The sequence below is a fragment of the Flavisolibacter ginsengisoli DSM 18119 genome, assembly GCF_900129295.1.
In the GTDB taxonomy this organism is placed as follows: Bacteria; Bacteroidota; Bacteroidia; order Chitinophagales; family Chitinophagaceae; genus Flavisolibacter; species Flavisolibacter ginsengisoli.
Window position 1 is genome coordinate 45708 of the sequence record NZ_FQUU01000004.1, and the last position, 16117, is coordinate 61824.

Genomic DNA, 16117 nt, shown 5'->3' on the forward strand with positions numbered 1-16117 from the left:
TTTTGTGCATAATACAACTCTTCCTATAAAACATTAGCGCCGCTCAAGTTCAGTCCAAAGATCCTTCCTTCGTCAGGATGACAAGCATGGGCGTTTATATATTGCAGTTAGCTTGCTACTTCAAAGGATATGATTCAATGATGCAAGAAAACGTTTGCATTCAAGATTGCTCTCCAATCAAATCTATTGACCTATAGGAAAACCGCAAATAATAGTTCCGTTTGACCTAAAGAACTACAAACCACAAACTACAAAATTCCTTAAGCAGCATGCTTAAGCAAAAACAGTGGTACCTGGTAATCGGGTGGAAAGTCTCCTTCAAACCTTATCTTCCAGTCATAGTCATCCATGTAAAGCTGTAAGAACTCAGTGTCTTCTTCAGTTAGTGGCGCTTCTACTTTAATATCGAGCTTATTCTGTGGCTTCTTTTCCTTTTTCTGCTTTGCCTCTTTCAACCTTGCCTCCAGTTCCTCCCCAAAGGAAGATAAAAGTAGGGTAAACTGCTCCCGGGTTAAAGAGATACGCTCTTGCTCTTCCAGGAAGGCATAGATAGCATTGAATACAGCAGCTTTATCTATTCCCTGCTTTAAACAGAAAATAGCTATGGTTCTTAACATTGCAAACAGGTGCGTGTGCCTTTTTTTAGTGGGTACAAAACGGTAGATAATGGAAGACATGATATTGCCTGTACCAAACCTTTCTGCACTTCTGCGGCTTCCTTCAAAGGCAGGATCATTCCAGAAGCGCTTTGAGTCCACTCCGGGCAGCATTCTTACCAGGTAGCCCCACAACTGATCATAATAAAAGTTGGTGTCGCCATCCACTGTTCCTATTGCCTTAATGTATCCTGTTTGTTTAGCCATATGGTATTAGATTTTATTTACTGCAAGATTTTGAAAATCCATATCAGTTCAAAACCACCATGTCCGTTTTGGCCGCTTTTGGCCGATTTGACCGGAAATATCCGCTTTTGGCCGCTGGAAATATGGTTGAAAAGTTGAAAGGTTAACAGGTTGAAAAGAAAACAGCTAAAAACTTCTTATTTTATCGGGAATCCTTTGCGATTCTTTGGGCCTTTGCGGCTTTGTGGCTCTTCTCTTCCTTCATCATTCGATATTCCTTGTTCATCTGTTCGATATTCCCCTCCTTCTCCCTATCTACAGTATACCAACGCCCTACCTGCAGTATAGCTACGGTATAGATACTGCGTGATGATCACGCAGTATCTATACCGCAGGTAGTGGGTTGATAGGGGGTAGCTATACTCCAGATAGGTAGTAGGCAGGTTGTTAATGGGGAGAATGCCGGGAGTAATCCAGAGAAACAAATATTATATATTCAGCTTCTTCATTTCTTTCACCGCGTAATCACAGGCCCGGGCGGTCAATGCCATATAGGTCAGGGAAGGATTGAGGCAGGAAGAGGAAGTCATGCAGGAGCCATCGGTAATAAACACATTGGGCACTTCGTGCATCTGGTTCCAGGCATTTAATACCGAAGTTTTGGGATCATGCCCCATACGTGCTATGCCCATTTCATGATTGGCATTTCCAGGAAAAGATATACTGCCACGCACGGAAGGATTTTTAAAACCTGCTGCATTCAAAATCTCCAGCCCTGTAGCCTTTACATCTTTGTGCATAGCTTTTTCATTATCCCTGAACGCACAGTCAATAGCAATGATTGGGCGACCCCATTGGTCTTTTTTGGAATGATTTAATGTTATGCGGTTGTCGGCATAGGGCAGGCATTCGCCAAATGCATACAGGCCCATTTGCCATGGTCCCGGCTCAGTAAGCGCTTCTTTTAATTCCGCGCCAACAGCAATATCACTAATGGCCTTTGTTCTGTAAGCACTGCCACCAAAATGGTAACCTCGGATGAAACCCGGGTGCTGTTCTGCAATATTTCGAAAGCGGGGAATATAAATGCTTACCGGCCTCCGGCCATAATAATAACTGTCTTCAAATCCTTCCACTTCTGCCGAGAAGGAGATTCCCTTATGATGGTCCATCAGGTTGCGGCCAACCTGGTCGCTGCCATTACCCAGGCCATTGGGAAAACGATTGGAGGCAGAATTCAAAAGTATAAAGGCAGTAGCTACTGTAGATGCATTCAGAAAGATCAGCTTTGCATAAAATGTTTCTGTTTGTTTGCTTTCAGTATCTATGATCTCGACACCACTGGCTTTTTGTTTTTGCTCATCGTAGATCACCTGGTTTACAAGAGAGTGGGGGCGTACTGTAAGGTTACCGGTAGCATAGGCAGCAGGAATGGTACTGGCATTCGTGCTAAAATAAGCTCCATAAGGACAACCCCTGTGGCAAAGATCACGGGCCTGGCACTGCCCCCTGCCTTTGACAGGCCGTGTAAGGTTAGCCGTCCTGCCCATGATCACTTTCCGGTCGTTATAGTTTTTTTCTACCTGCGTTTTAAAATGTTTTTCCACGCAGTTCATTTCGAATGGTGGCTGAAATTTTCCATCAGGTATCACGGCTATTCCATCCCTGTTGCCACTGACCCCAATGAATGATTCCACGTGATCATACCAGGGAGCAATGTCACTATACCGGATGGGCCAGTCAACGCCATGCCCATCTTTTAGATTGGCTTCAAAATCAAGGTCGCTCCACCGGTAGCAGGCCCTTGCCCATAAAAGAGAACGACCACCCACAATATCACCCCTGATCCAGTCAAAACGTTGGGTTTCTTCATAGGGATTTTCCTGGTCATTGATGTAAAAATGCTTATTGTCCTCACGGAAGGAATAGTGCCGGCTTTGTACAAAATTTCTTTGTTTGTCCTCCAGAGATAAAGAAAGCCGGTGTGGAAAATCCCATGGGTCTTTTGTCGCTGTGGGATATTCTCCATGAACGACATTTCGCCCACGATCAAGCAACAATACTTTCAACCCTTTTTCACATAGTTCTTTTGCAGCCCATCCACCACTGATACCCGATCCAACTATAATAGCATCGTAAGTATTTTTTTGTTTGGATTTGATGTTAAGTAAGGGATCTCCAGGCATGATATAGTTTCTGGTTTATGGTTTTTTGTTTCTTGTTCTTTAACTCTAAGAAACATTATTATAGCAATGTTTCTTAAGGTCAATGGCAAATTACGGTAAGAGTATTATTTAAAACATTTGGGTCAATTGTTGGGATTATGATTTCAAAGTTTAGAAAGTAACGTTGAGTAATAGGCCATATTTTCATTTTAACCTACATTATTCATTAGGATTACACTCCTTGTCAACCTGTCAACCCGTTAACTTGTCAACTGTTTATTTTACCTTCTTCCTTCTCCCTCCTTATCAACCTTTCAACCTGTTAACTTGTCAACTATTTTTCAACTTGTCAACTCAAAAACCAAAATGCCTCTTCATAGCAACCGGGTAGTCGGCAATGGCAATTTCGGGTTTGGCAATTTCCGGGTGCCAGAGCTTTTCCCATTCAAAGCTATAATAACCTTTGTAACCACCTTTTGCAAGGGCATCAATGGCTTCAAAGATGGGCACATCTCCCTGTCCCAGCAAGGTATAGTGTGGCTGGCCATCTACTAATTTGGCATCCTTGATATGTGTATGATGAATATATTTTCGTAGCTTATTATACACTAACGCAGGTGATTCTTTGTATATCGTCCACATATTGCAAACATCCCATACCAGGCCAACATGCGGATGGGAAGCTTCATGCATTACCTCAAGGATATCATCTGAGTGGGTCAGATCACCATGGGTTTCCATAAGCACCATTACATTTTTAGTGCTGGCATAGTCCCCCAGTTCCAATAAATTCTTGCTGATGCGTTCCATAACCTTCTTTTTTTCCTCGTCTTTGGGGAGGTTATTCGGAAATACACGTATATAGGGGCAATGGATCTCAGTTGCGAGGTCAATGAAACGTTTTGCTTCTGCGATGTTCTTTTCTCTTTCGCCACCTTCCACATGCATATTTGCAGATGAACCAAGACCGACAAATTGCAGCCCTTTCCTTTTCATTAGCGATAAGGTATCCTTCCTGTTAGTTGTGGTGTTAAATTCAGGACATTGGTTAAGATCCATCTGGCGTTGTAATCCTCTTATTTCTATTCCCCTGTAGCCATGCTTATCTGCAAATTCCGTGATCTGTTCAAGTGTCCAGTCAGGACAACCAAGGGTGGAAAAGGACAACAAAACGGGTTGTTTTCGGAAGTCAAAAGAGCTACCTATAATCAAGGAACCCAGGAGCAGGGCAGAGGCCTGTATAAATTCTTTACGGGTAGTAGTGTTCATATCAATAAAAAGATAATGATATTATTGTTTCAATATACACCATTATGGCTAATGGCAATGGTGTACCATTAATCTTATACCAATGCATGAAGGGACATATTCGCAATTTGATTTGTACACAGTAAAAAGGGTTTTAAAGGCCAGTTAATGCTTAGTTATTAACATTTCACAAAACAGTTGGGAACTTACTTGCTTGGTAACAAATCACCCGTTACTTTAGCCTTGGTTTTTCATAGGATATTGGATTTTACACGAGGCTGGATTTCTATCCGGCCTTTTTCTTTACCACCATCGTATAAAGCTTTCAAATAACCGTGTTTCAAATTATTTTACTAAGCATATTCCCTATACCCTCACTCGTAGTTTTACGGTTGGTTAAGTAAATACCATAAATAAAAAATCAGGTATTAAAGCTATTGTTCAGTAGCAGTCCGGGACTTAGTTTTGTGTCAGAAGTTGATTGATACGAAATCAATCCATCCAGTATCCAGAAAACAACCGTCCAGTAAGTTATTATCCAATTCCAAAAGAAAAACCAAAATCCAATATCAGTCAACTTCTATTTTTAATTATTAATAACGATTTTCCATATATCCCTTGAACCCATTAAATCCAGATATCCATTTTTCAAATCCTATGAATGCCCAGGCGTCCAATACCGAATAACCTAAACACGAAGTACCGGCGACCTGAAAATATTAATCCCCTCGAAAGAGGGGATTTAATTTTTTATAGCTGCTGATTTGTGTTTTCGGTCTTAGAGCACATAGTTTAAAAGTCTAGCACTTTGCAGTCCTGGCTACATAAACAAAAAAGGAACTATTACTTAGCTTCCTCTTTAATGCGGTTTAGGTTAGATAACGTGACATTGAGTTCGAAGCCCATTAGCACTGCCAAAGCATTTACATATATTAAGGACATGACAATGAAAATGGCACTAATGGAGCCATATAGCTTGTTATAATTACTGAAGTTGTTGACATAGAATGAGAACAGAAGGGTTGTAATAATCATCAAGCCTGTTGCCAGTATAGAGCCAGGTGTAAGAAAAGGCCATTTTTTAGTAATAGAAGGCCCATGTCGGTAAACAAATGAAACTATATAGAATAATAATAAGACAATAAAAACCCATCGTGCGTTATAGATAAGACTTTGCCAAAAATGGCTTTTTACACCCAACCAGTTTAAAACCTGGCCCTGTGCGATCAGCAGGAATACAAATACCGCTACCAATACAAAAACAATGAGTGTCAGTTGTAAAGCAACTAACCGTCTCCGGACAAACTTCCTTTTCCTGAAACCGGGGTAATTTTTATCAAAGGCCCTGAGAATTCCCATCATGGCATTACTGGAAAAATAAATGGCAAGCAATAAACCAAATGACAACAAGCCATTGCGGGGGCTACTTAAAAAATCATTCAGGAAAGCAATGATGACTGCATTATTCTTTTCTCCAGGGATAATATCCCTTATCAGGGAAAACAGTTCCTGGATAAATTCCCGGGAAATAGGTAATAAAGGCACAAGGGTAAAAACAAAGATCAGGGTAGGAGGTATGGCCATGACAATATTGAAAGATATACCGCTGGCTCTTTCTGTTAAACTGGTGCGTCGCAACTGTGCCAGGAAGGGAGGCCATACTTCATAAATGGATAATCCTTTAAAACCTGGCAAGTAAACCTTTTTGCTTTTGGTTACTATCTGCTGCCCCGGCGCAGATTCTATGATCTGTTTAGTTATCCTTGTGTGTAAAGCCATTATCAGTAGCTTATTTGGCCTTATTTGCTGAATCTCTACGATTCAATGCCTGCTGGTACAATTTAGCCTTTTTCAAATGCTCCTCATATGATGTACTAAAGTCATGCTCCTGTTTAAAATCAGGGCTGGCTACGAAATAAAGATATTCTGTTTGTGGAGCGTTTAATACGGCATCAATAGATTTCTTGGAAGGCGTGCAAATAGGACCAGGGGGCAAGCCTTTATTTTTGTAGGTGTTGTAAGGCGATTCCACGAGCAGGTATTTCTCATAGATCCTTTTTAATCCAAAATCTCTAAGGGCGAATTTAATAGTAGGATCTGCCTGCAAAGGCATCCCTTTATTCATGCGGTTGAGGTACACACTGGCTATATTCGCTTTTTCATTGTTATTATTGGTTTCCTCTTCTATTATTGAAGCTAAAGTGTAGGCCTGAAGAGGTGTTAATCCATGTGCCTGTGCTTGCTGCTTTCTTTCACTGGTCCAAAACTTTTTAGATTCGGCATACAATTTCTCAAAAACCACAGATGGAGTAGAATTCCAGAAATAGGTATAGGTGTCAGGTATTATTGCAGACATGACAGTAGTAGAATCAAGGTCATAACTTTTTAAGGAATCACTGGTGGATAAAAAACGGAGCATTTGTAAAGAGTCAAACTCAAATTTGTTTCCGGTTAGCCTGGCAAGGTCTTCGCGGGTGCGTAGTTTGGTAATGACCAGCTTTACAGGTGTTTGGTGTCCATTGCGCAGCATTCTTACAAGGGTAAAAAGACTTGTTCCTTTCTTAACTTCATATTTCCCCGGCTTGATACTCGTCCAATAGTTCATCCATGAAGCCAGCCATTTAAATGTGCTGAGATTATAAACAATATTATTCTTCTCAATTGAATCAAGAACTGCCTGCTTTGTTGGTGCTTTTGTCCTGATGTACAATACTTCCTTGTCTGTTGAAAATCCTGTAGCAGGTCCCAATAAAAACCAACCTGCGCCAATTACTCCAATAAGGAGGAGGATCACTATTGCCCAAACTACATTCTTCATAGGATTCAAAGTAAATAAAAAACCCTGTCTTTCAGGACAGGGTTTCCAATTATAAAGAATTAATTATTTAGGATTGTTCTGGGGTTGAGCGGGGAAAGTGCCAGTGTTTGGTGCCTGCTGTGGTTGCTGTACGGGCTGTTGAGCCGGTACCGGACCATTTGTTACATTATCTATACGATCACGAACCTGCTGACCACCAGATATGAAAAAGGTAGAAACAATACAAAGAATACCAATAACTGCTGCAAAGATCCATGTACCTTTTTCAAGTACATCTGTTGTTTGCTTTACACCCATGAACTGGTTGCTAAATCCGGCAATGTTTCCAGCCAGGCCTCCACCCTTAGGGTTTTGAACCAATACGATCAAACTTAATACTATAGAAGCCACAATAATCAGGATAACAAATAACAAGGTCATATCAGGAACGCTTTAGATTTTCAATTTTCGTTGCAAAATAAGCCCTTTTAGAGGGATTAAGCAAACTTAATTTGTTATAAACTTCGATAGCTTTTGAAGCATTTCCCTGCTTAACCCACACTTCAGCCATTGCTTCCGTCCACACACTGGCATCGTGGATAGAATTCAGCGCCATATTCTGGACCTTTGTTTCAGTACCGGCATCAACTGAAGCAGTCAACTGCGTAGCTGGTAATCGCTTCATTGTCTTTAACCACTCCGTAAAGCTTTTAACCTGTTTGCCAAATTTATCCTTTGGAAGTTCTTCCTGGGAGATCTTAATACCCTGCGAAGCAAAATAGTCTACCATATGAAAAGGTTCAAAGCTGATGCCAGTGTCTTTTACTGGTTCGTTTAACTTATCTTTTAATAAGCCTGCCACAGGAGCAGGTGGTTGCTCCGTGGTTTCATCAACTGTGGAAATGCCAGTTTCACTTACTGCAGTTATATGGGTATTATTGATTTCATTTTCCTTATCCGGTTCCATTAATGTGGGCGGCACTTCCGGTTCAATAGTTACCGGCTCATTATCTGCCTCGGGTTCATGGCCTCGCTCCGGCTCCTCCATTGGGACTTCAGCTATCTCTAAACCTGTGCCCACTTCAGTTTCTTCTAAAGTAGTATTAAAATCACGGGCATCTTGTTCTTCATTCACAACTACAGTGGCAATTGGCTCATCACCGTAAATCTTATCAGCTATTTCAACTGGTGCAATTTCCTGGTCATCAAAACTGATCTCGGTATAATACCTGCCTGAATTAATAAAATACTGGAATTGCAATGGGTCCGGATAATATAGAATTGCTTTTTGTAACTGAGCGTTATATGCTTCTGCACCTTCCTGTTTTAATTTTTCAAGCAAGAGGAATTGTGCAGGAGCAAAATATGGATAGCGTTGTGCCAGTCCTTTTACTTCAGACAGGTCGCATTCATCAATCGTCGCTTTGCCAAACAAATGTTGAGCCAGTGCATGTGTTCTTTCGCTCATGTCGGCAATTTACTACCAATTGGAAAATATACGGTTGAAAATTTCATCCGTGAGGTTACGTATCATTTCATCAAGCAAACCTGCCTCAGCCTGTTGCAAGCTTTGACTGGAACTAAAATCAAAACTGCGGCTGATGTCAAACTCCTGCACATGGCTGGAAAGCTGGTTATTCAAAATGATATGTACAGAAACTGTAAGCCTGTTCAAAGAAGATTGGGCGCGTCCATTGGTATTGGTTACACCAGAAGTGCTGACAGAATAATCGGTGATGCTTCCGCTGATATCCCAGTTGGCATTATCGTTGGTGGTGCTGGAAAGTCTTGTCTGGCTGGTTATCTTTTGTTTCAACCTATCAGTAAGTGTAGGACTTAACTGTGGATTCACATATGGTGCCCTGTTTTCAATAAAATTTACCCGCACCGTTTTAATACTGTCTGGTATAGTGCCAACATCATTAAAACTATAAACTCCACAGGAAGAAAATGAAAAATTTATAAGTATTAATATAAACCCAATGCAGAGGAATAAAGCTATTGAAGATCTTGAGCGCATAATTATTATTTATTTCCCGGTATGATTTAGTAAAGCTTTCCGGCTTTACTGGTCAATATCATATTCCTTTAATTTACGGTAAAGGGTTCTTTCGCTAATGCCTAAATCCATGGCTGCATCCTTTCTTTTCCCCCTGTGTTTTTTCAAAGCTTTTATGATTAGTTCCTTTTCTTTATCCATAATGTTCAGGCTTTCTTCAACTTCTTCGTGATCATGAATGTCACCGGCGTGCATTACCACAGGCTGGGAAGCAGAAGGAACATTTGAAGATACTAAAACAGGTGCGCTTATATCTGAAGTTTGCAATTCCTTAACCTCGTTCAAAAAACCGGGATTCTGGTGTGCAAGTGAAGGGTTTTGAATGACTTCAAAAAACAATCTTTTCAATTCTGTTACATCTCTTTTCATATCGAAAAAGAGCTTGTACAAAATATCTCTTTCATTATTAAATTCATGTGATTCCTGTCCGTTCACATGCGCCAAAATGGGCAAACGGTTGGTATTGGTTTCCGGAAGAAAACGGCCCAATTCTTTTCCATTGATCTGCCTGTCCACAGCCAACACGGATATCTGCTCAGCAATGTTTTTCAATTCCCTGATATTACCGGCAAAAGGATAATTCATCAGTGATTGCCTGGCTTCATCATCCAGTTGCACCGGAGAGGTCTTATAGCGTTCTGCAAAGTCTACAGCAAATTTTCTGAATAGAAGTGGAATATCTTCCTTGCGGTCACGTAAAGAGGGCACCCTGATAGGTACTGTATTCAACCTGTAATACAGGTCTTCCCTGAATTTATGTTGTTGCACCAGTTGCAGCAGGTCCTTATTGGTTGCAGCAATTACACGCACATCTGTCTTCTGCACTTTAGAAGAACCAACACGGATAAATTCTCCGCTTTCCAAAACACGCAGCAATCGCGCCTGGGTACCTAATGGCATTTCACCTATTTCGTCAAGAAATATGGTGCCGCTATTGACAGTTTCGAAATAACCTTTACGGCTGTCTGCTGCACCCGTAAAGGAACCTTTTTCATGACCAAATAATTCAGAATCAATCGTACCTTCAGGGATGGCCCCACAGTTCACTGCAATGAAGGGATTGTGTTTGCGGGATGAAAGAGAATGAATGATATGCGAGAAGGCTTCTTTTCCCACACCACTTTCACCTGATATTAAGACCGTCAGGTCTGTATTGGCCACCTGCGTTGCTACCTGCAAGGCATAGTTTAGCGCTGGTGAGTTACCTATAATTCCAAACCTGTTTTTGATACTCTGTAGATCCATTCGTATGGTTTAAACTAATTCGCCTAATAATGTAGCCTGTGTACATTCACTGACCTTAACATGAACATAATCACCTGGCTTGTAATTGGAGCTCCCTTTAGGGAATACGATCACTTTATTCTCTCCTGATCTGCCCATCCAGTGCTCTTTGCTTTTTTTAGATTCAGCTTCTATTAATACTTTGAAAGTTTTTCCAAGATCCTTCAGGTTGCTTTCCAGGGAAAGCCGGTTTTGAACTTCAACAATTTCCTGCAACCTTCTTTTCTTTATTTCCAGGGGAATGTCATCTTCATACCTGCGCTGTGCGAGGGTTCCAGGCCTTTCGCTGTAAAAAAACATATAGCTCATGTCGTACCTGGCAAATTCCATCATGTCAAGTGTATCCCTGTGATCTTCTTCTGTTTCGGTGCAAAAACCAGCAATGATGTCAGAGCTGATTCCACAGCCAGGGAGAATTTCCCTTATTCTTTCCACTTTAGACATATACCATTCCCGGGTATAGCTTCGGTTCATTAACTGCAACATTCTTGTAGAACCGCTTTGAAGAGGCAGGTGAATATATTTACAGATGTTCTCGTATTTGGCCATCGTATGCAACACCTCGTCAGTAATATCCTTGGGATGGGAAGTGGAAAAACGGACCCTGAGGTCTGGGGAGATAAGAGCTACCAGTTCCAAAAGCCGGGCAAAGTTTACAACCCCTGGTTTTATTGCCGGATCACCGGGAATGGTGTTGTCAACCGCAGTTTCATCAGGAACAAAATAATAGCTATCTACATTTTGTCCAAGTAGCGTAACTTCTTTATATCCCGCATCAAACAAATCCTGGCATTCTTTCAGTATACTTTGAACGTTGCGACTACGTTCCCTGCCCCTGGTAAAAGGCACCACGCAAAAGGAGCACATATTATTGCAACCCCTCATAATACTTACAAAAGCTGTGATGCCATTACTATTTAAGCGTATTGGGGAGATGTCAGCATAAGTTTCGTCGCGGCTTAAAAGAACATTAACCCCTTTTTGTCCTCCATCTGCCTCAGCTATAAGTTGTGGCAGTGTACGGTAAGCATCAGGACCTACTACTATATCTACCAATTTTTCTTCTTCCAGGAATTTTGATTTCAATCTTTCAGCCATGCACCCTAAAACACCAATGAGGGTTGAAGGTCTTCCTTTCTTTAGCTTTCTGAATTCTGTCAAACGTTTTCTTACAGTTTGTTCAGCCTTCTCCCGGATAGAGCAGGTGTTAAGTAATATCAGGTCAGCTTCTTCAAAGTTCCTTGTTGCTCCAAAACCTTCAGCTGATAAAATAGATGCTACGATCTCGCTGTCACTGAAATTCATCTGGCACCCATAGCTTTCTATATAAAACCGACGCTGGTATAAGTTAGGATCATTATCAAATGGAGCATAAGCTTCTCCCTGTCTTGCCTCATCATGCACCTTGGTGGTTGCTACTTCAAACATAATTTCCTCTAAAATTGGCTGCAAAGATAAATAATTAAGACTGTGAAAGTGACAGGATGACAGATTTTAGGAAATCCATTAGAGAATAAATAAAAAGTAAAACCATGGTTCTTTTTTGCTCATTGTTAAGGTTACTATCCCGGGTAATTATCTTTGAAAGGAATGAAGCGTTGGGTTTTATTGATTTTTATTGCCGGTTTTTTTAATAGTTGGGCACAGGAAAAAAATGTGGGAATACTTACAGGTGCTGTTTTGGACGAACAAAACAAAGCACTTGGTGGCGCCACCGTTCAATTGCTCTCTTTCAGGGATACCTTCAATTCAAAGACCGTATTGACAGGAGCCAATGGAGATTTTGAAATGAACAATATCCCATTTGGATTTTACAAATTAAAGATTTCTTATACAGGCTTACAGACTGTGGTACTTGACAGCATTTATTTCCGGATGGAACGTTTTGACTTTAACCTGAATGATATCATTTTGAAACCAAATGAAGCTTCAGGCCTGGATGTGGTTATTGTATATGCAGAAAAACCTTTGATCCAAAGTAAGGATGGAAATATCACTTTCAATGCCGGTGAATCTGCCCTGAGTGCAGGTAGTAATGCCAGCGATCTATTAGCCAATGTTCCGTTGATATCGAAAGACCCTTCCGGCAAAATAATGGTGCGGGGCAAATCACCAAAGATCTTAATAGATGACAAGCCTGTTGAATTAAACCTGGAACAGTTACAGGACCTGTTGGAATCAATGCCCGGAAGCTCAATTGAGAAAATAGAAGTATTGACCAATCCACCGCCACAATATGCCGGTGAAGAGGGTGGTGTTATCAATATTGTGACCAGAAAAGGCACTGTTGGCATCAATGGCAGGGTCAGTGTTTATGCTGGTACAAGGGGAGAGGAAGGTGGTAACATTAGCTTGCAATACCGCAAGCAGGGATTGACATTTTCGATGCATGCAGGCGCAGGATATAATATTTACGTTGGCAATGGTTATTATAGCAGGATCTATACAAATAATTCTGCATTGCAGTCAGTGAATCATTACCGAAATGATAACCTGAGGCCTAATGGGCGGGCTTCTGTCAATTATGATGTAAATAAATACCACAACCTGAACTTTGTGCTTCAATACAATCAAAACCATTTCAACAACTTCAATAACCTTGAATACATTGCCTCAAATGCAAATGGCGAAATAACCAGGCTTTTTGACAGGACCATTCATAATAAAGGGGTTAACTATAGCCCGGATCTTACCTTAAGTTATACTGCTAAGACCAGGAGGGCAGGCGAAGCCTTCCAGGTTATATCCAGCTTTAATCGGTCTGATAACACTAGCTCGAGGGAATTTTATGAAGAATATTTTAATCCTGACCATAGTGCTTCCGGCAAAGATTCCACCCAAAGACAGGTAATGAACAATTATTACACAGGAAAAAATATCCGGTTGAATTATGACCTTCCTTTTGATAATAAGAAGACATTTATTTCTTTGGGAAGTTATTACAATACCAGCCGTTCAGATATGAATTCCGATGCTTCTTTTCTCAATACCAGCAGTTTAAGTTGGGATGCTTTGGAAGCACTCACCAATCATTTTCTTTATTACCAGCACATCACAAATATGCGAGGTTCCATCAGGCAATTGTTTGGAGAGGATTTTAATATTTCTACAGGTCTCGCGGCAGAGAAGACAAGTTTGAGATTTAATCTATTCAAGAGCAATTCAATTGATAAAAATGCTTATTGGAATTATCTTCCATTTGCAAGACTGAGTAAGAACTGGAATAAAATGTATTCACTCAGTTTATCTTACCGTCGCACCATACGGAGGCCTGGTGTGAATGAAATGAACCCCACCATAGATTCTTCAGATCAATATAATATAAGGTATGGCAATCTGGGATTAAAACCTTCTCTTTCCAACAATTTTGACCTGGTAGTTGGCAAATCAAAAAATGGTGCTTACAGCAATATTGCCCTTGGTTATAACCAGTCAGCCGAAGTATTCAGCCAGATAAGGATCAGCCCACAGGAAATTACCTGGCAAAATATCAGCGGGAGCAGAGAATATGAAATAAGCAGCTGGAATGGATTGTCCATCCATCAAAAAGTAAAGTTGAATATGAGTGGCCGTTATGCCTATAGAATTTATAGTGCTTACGACAAAGAAAACAGGAAATTCAAAGATGGAGGTTCATTATCCTTTAACCTGAATGGTAATTACAACTGGAAAGATCTCTATAGCGCAACCGGTAGCTTTACCTATAATCGTTATGCCAATCCCCAGGGTGCCACAAGAAGTTCTTTAGGTATGAATATGGGCTTCCAGGCAAGACTGCTGGAAAAGAAACTGGTAGTCAACCTTACTATAACTGATCCTTTTCTGCAACAGGAAAACAGGTCCTGGACCTTTGGTACTGGCTTCACCCAGGAAAATTACAATAGCGCTCAAACAAGGAATTTCAGGCTGACACTATCGTATGTTTTTTCCAATAATGGAAGCAGTAAAAAGATGGCTGCTATTAAAAAGGTATTTAATAATCAAAAACCTGCGCCTTAGGATGGAACCTGTAAAGGCAGTTTGGAGGCCAACCAGGATTCCTTAACTGGTACGATCCATTTTGATTCCAGGGCTGCTTTATTAAGCACCAGGTTATCAAAAAACAAGGTATCCCCGTTAATAAACCCATTTTCAAAAGCATATGGCAACTGGCTCATAGGCAATACCTGTATCTTATCCTTAATTACAAAGGCAAGGTTGGTGCGATTGAGCAGATCAACTCCAAATTTTTCACTCAGGTCCTTAATAAAACGAACAGAAGAATCCGTGCTGCATCCACCAACACCCACCTGCGATTCGTCAGCCATCAAAACAATGAACTGCCCAAAGAATAAATTGCAATAGGCATTTACTTCTGCACCGTGTGAACGCCATTCAGCAGCAAATTTGTTCAGAAGTGTTTCGATCTCGAGTGCTTCTGATAAGGTGAACAGCCTGGAGCTTTGATAAATCCATACTTTACTGTTACCTGGAAAGTTATCTGGTAAAAGTTCTCTGTATTCTAAATTCATAAGGCAAAGGTAGGCCTCTGGAATAAAAACCTGCAACGGTCAGTTCCCGGATAAGGCAATGAAAACAGCATTCCTGGTATAAATTATTGCCAAAAAAACTAATTATAGCTGGCGCTTAAGGACTTAAAACTGAAATCTCTGAATGATAAACAAGATATTAAAGCGGTATTCCCTTATTTTTGCGGCTCAAAATTGCAGCCTTGGCTACTAAATTTTCAAGAGAGACCTACCTGTATTGGTACGAATTAATGCAGCTCATCCGCCAGTTTGAGCTCATGGCAGAAGAAAAGTATAAGATGGAAGGAAAGATCCGCGGTTTTTTTCATGCCTATGTAGGGCAGGAAGCTATAGCCGCCGGATGCATGACTGCCACGCGACCAGAAGATATGTTCATTACTGCTTATCGTGATCATGGTTTGGCTATTGCTAAAGGAATATCAGTTAATTCCTGTATGGCTGAATTGTATGGCAAGTCCACAGGCTGTGCCAAAGGAAAGGGTGGAAGCATGCACTTTTTTGGCAAGAAGGAGAATTTCTATGGAGGCCATGGTATTGTAGGTGCCCAGATCGGTACAGGTGCCGGACTGGCCTTCGCAGAGCAATACCGCGGAACAGATAACGTGGTACTGACCTATTTTGGTGATGGAGCTGCCCGCCAGGGTATGTTGCATGAAACCTTTAACCTGGCCATGTTGTGGAAATTACCAGTGGTATTCATTTGTGAGAACAATAATTACGCAATGGGTACTTCTGTAAGCCGCACCTCTAATATAACTGATATCTATAAGCTGGCTGATGCGTATGAAATGCCTGCTGATGTTATTGATGGCATGAGTGCCGAAGCCGTTCATGAAGGAGTTTCCAGGGCGGTAAAAAGAGCCAGGGAAAAAGGCGGCCCCACTTTACTGGAGATCAAAACCTATCGCTATAAGGGTCACTCTATTTCAGACCCACAGAAATACCGGACGAAAGAAGAAGTTGAAGAATATAAGAACCAGGATCCCATCACTGCTTTATTGAAGACCATCTTAGATAATAAACTGGCAACTGAAGAGGAAATCAACCAGATCAATGAACGGGTAAATAAAGCTGTAGAAGAAAGCGTAAAGTTTGCTGAAGAATCTCCATGGCCATCAGATGATGAAGTGTTGAAAGATGTATACGTTGACCAAAACTATCCGTTTATCACGGATTAATTATTCCACCAAATT

Annotated in this window: 13 protein-coding genes; 2 read left to right on the forward strand and 11 right to left on the reverse strand. The window is 41.0% G+C overall.

Going from position 1 to position 16117, the window contains the following annotated elements:
* Nucleotides 1–260: 260 nt before the first annotated feature.
* The 10 genes from BUA53_RS05760 to miaB form a co-directional block, all read right to left on the reverse strand.
* Entirely contained in the window at nt 261–863 is a 603-nt protein-coding gene (locus BUA53_RS05760) for a hypothetical protein (protein ID WP_072834386.1), read from the reverse strand.
* Nucleotides 864–1330: 467 nt separating this feature from the next.
* Nucleotides 1331–3028: a GMC oxidoreductase gene (locus BUA53_RS05765; RefSeq protein WP_072834388.1), complete on the reverse strand. Its 1698-nt coding sequence runs from the start codon at nt 3026–3028 to the stop codon at nt 1331–1333.
* 333 nt (nt 3029–3361) lie between these two features.
* Nucleotides 3362–4276, reverse strand: coding sequence for a sugar phosphate isomerase/epimerase family protein (locus tag BUA53_RS05770; protein WP_072834389.1), 915 nt, complete (start codon nt 4274–4276; stop codon nt 3362–3364).
* 822 nt (nt 4277–5098) lie between these two features.
* The gene (locus BUA53_RS05775; RefSeq protein ID WP_072834390.1) at nt 5099–6034 is read right to left on the reverse strand and encodes a YihY/virulence factor BrkB family protein; all 936 of its coding nucleotides are present in this window, start codon (nt 6032–6034) and stop codon (nt 5099–5101) included.
* Between the two features lie 10 nt (nt 6035–6044).
* The gene (gene mltG, locus BUA53_RS05780; RefSeq protein ID WP_072834392.1) at nt 6045–7073 is read right to left on the reverse strand and encodes an endolytic transglycosylase MltG; all 1029 of its coding nucleotides are present in this window, start codon (nt 7071–7073) and stop codon (nt 6045–6047) included.
* Nucleotides 7074–7136: 63 nt separating this feature from the next.
* Nucleotides 7137–7493 (reverse strand): preprotein translocase subunit SecG, encoded by a 357-nt coding sequence (secG, locus tag BUA53_RS05785; protein ID WP_072834394.1) that lies wholly within the window; start codon nt 7491–7493, stop codon nt 7137–7139.
* Between the two features lies 1 nt (nt 7494).
* The gene (locus tag BUA53_RS05790; protein ID WP_072834395.1) at nt 7495–8520 is read right to left on the reverse strand and encodes a hypothetical protein; all 1026 of its coding nucleotides are present in this window, start codon (nt 8518–8520) and stop codon (nt 7495–7497) included.
* Between the two features lie 12 nt (nt 8521–8532).
* Nucleotides 8533–9072, reverse strand: a complete 540-nt coding sequence (gene lptE / locus BUA53_RS05795) for an LPS assembly lipoprotein LptE (RefSeq protein ID WP_072834396.1) — start codon at nt 9070–9072, stop codon at nt 8533–8535.
* Between the two features lie 45 nt (nt 9073–9117).
* Nucleotides 9118–10356, reverse strand: a complete 1239-nt coding sequence (locus BUA53_RS05800; protein WP_072834397.1) for a sigma-54 interaction domain-containing protein — start codon at nt 10354–10356, stop codon at nt 9118–9120.
* Nucleotides 10357–10365: 9 nt separating this feature from the next.
* Nucleotides 10366–11823, reverse strand: a complete 1458-nt coding sequence (gene miaB, locus BUA53_RS05805) for a tRNA (N6-isopentenyl adenosine(37)-C2)-methylthiotransferase MiaB (RefSeq protein ID WP_072834398.1) — start codon at nt 11821–11823, stop codon at nt 10366–10368.
* 162 nt (nt 11824–11985) lie between these two features.
* On the opposite strand from miaB, the gene BUA53_RS05810 reads away from it, so the two are divergent.
* Entirely contained in the window at nt 11986–14394 is a 2409-nt protein-coding gene (locus BUA53_RS05810; RefSeq protein WP_072834400.1) for an outer membrane beta-barrel protein, read from the forward strand.
* Here the strand turns inward: BUA53_RS05810 and BUA53_RS05815 are convergent.
* Entirely contained in the window at nt 14391–14906 is a 516-nt protein-coding gene (locus BUA53_RS05815) for a hypothetical protein (protein WP_072834674.1), read from the reverse strand. The two genes, BUA53_RS05810 and BUA53_RS05815, sit on opposite strands and share 4 nt — an antisense overlap.
* 200 nt (nt 14907–15106) lie before the next feature.
* On the opposite strand from BUA53_RS05815, the gene pdhA reads away from it, so the two are divergent.
* A complete protein-coding gene (gene pdhA, locus BUA53_RS05820) occupies nt 15107–16102 on the forward strand; it encodes a pyruvate dehydrogenase (acetyl-transferring) E1 component subunit alpha (RefSeq protein ID WP_072834675.1) in 996 nt (331 codons plus the stop codon).
* Nucleotides 16103–16117: the final 15 nt, after the last annotated feature.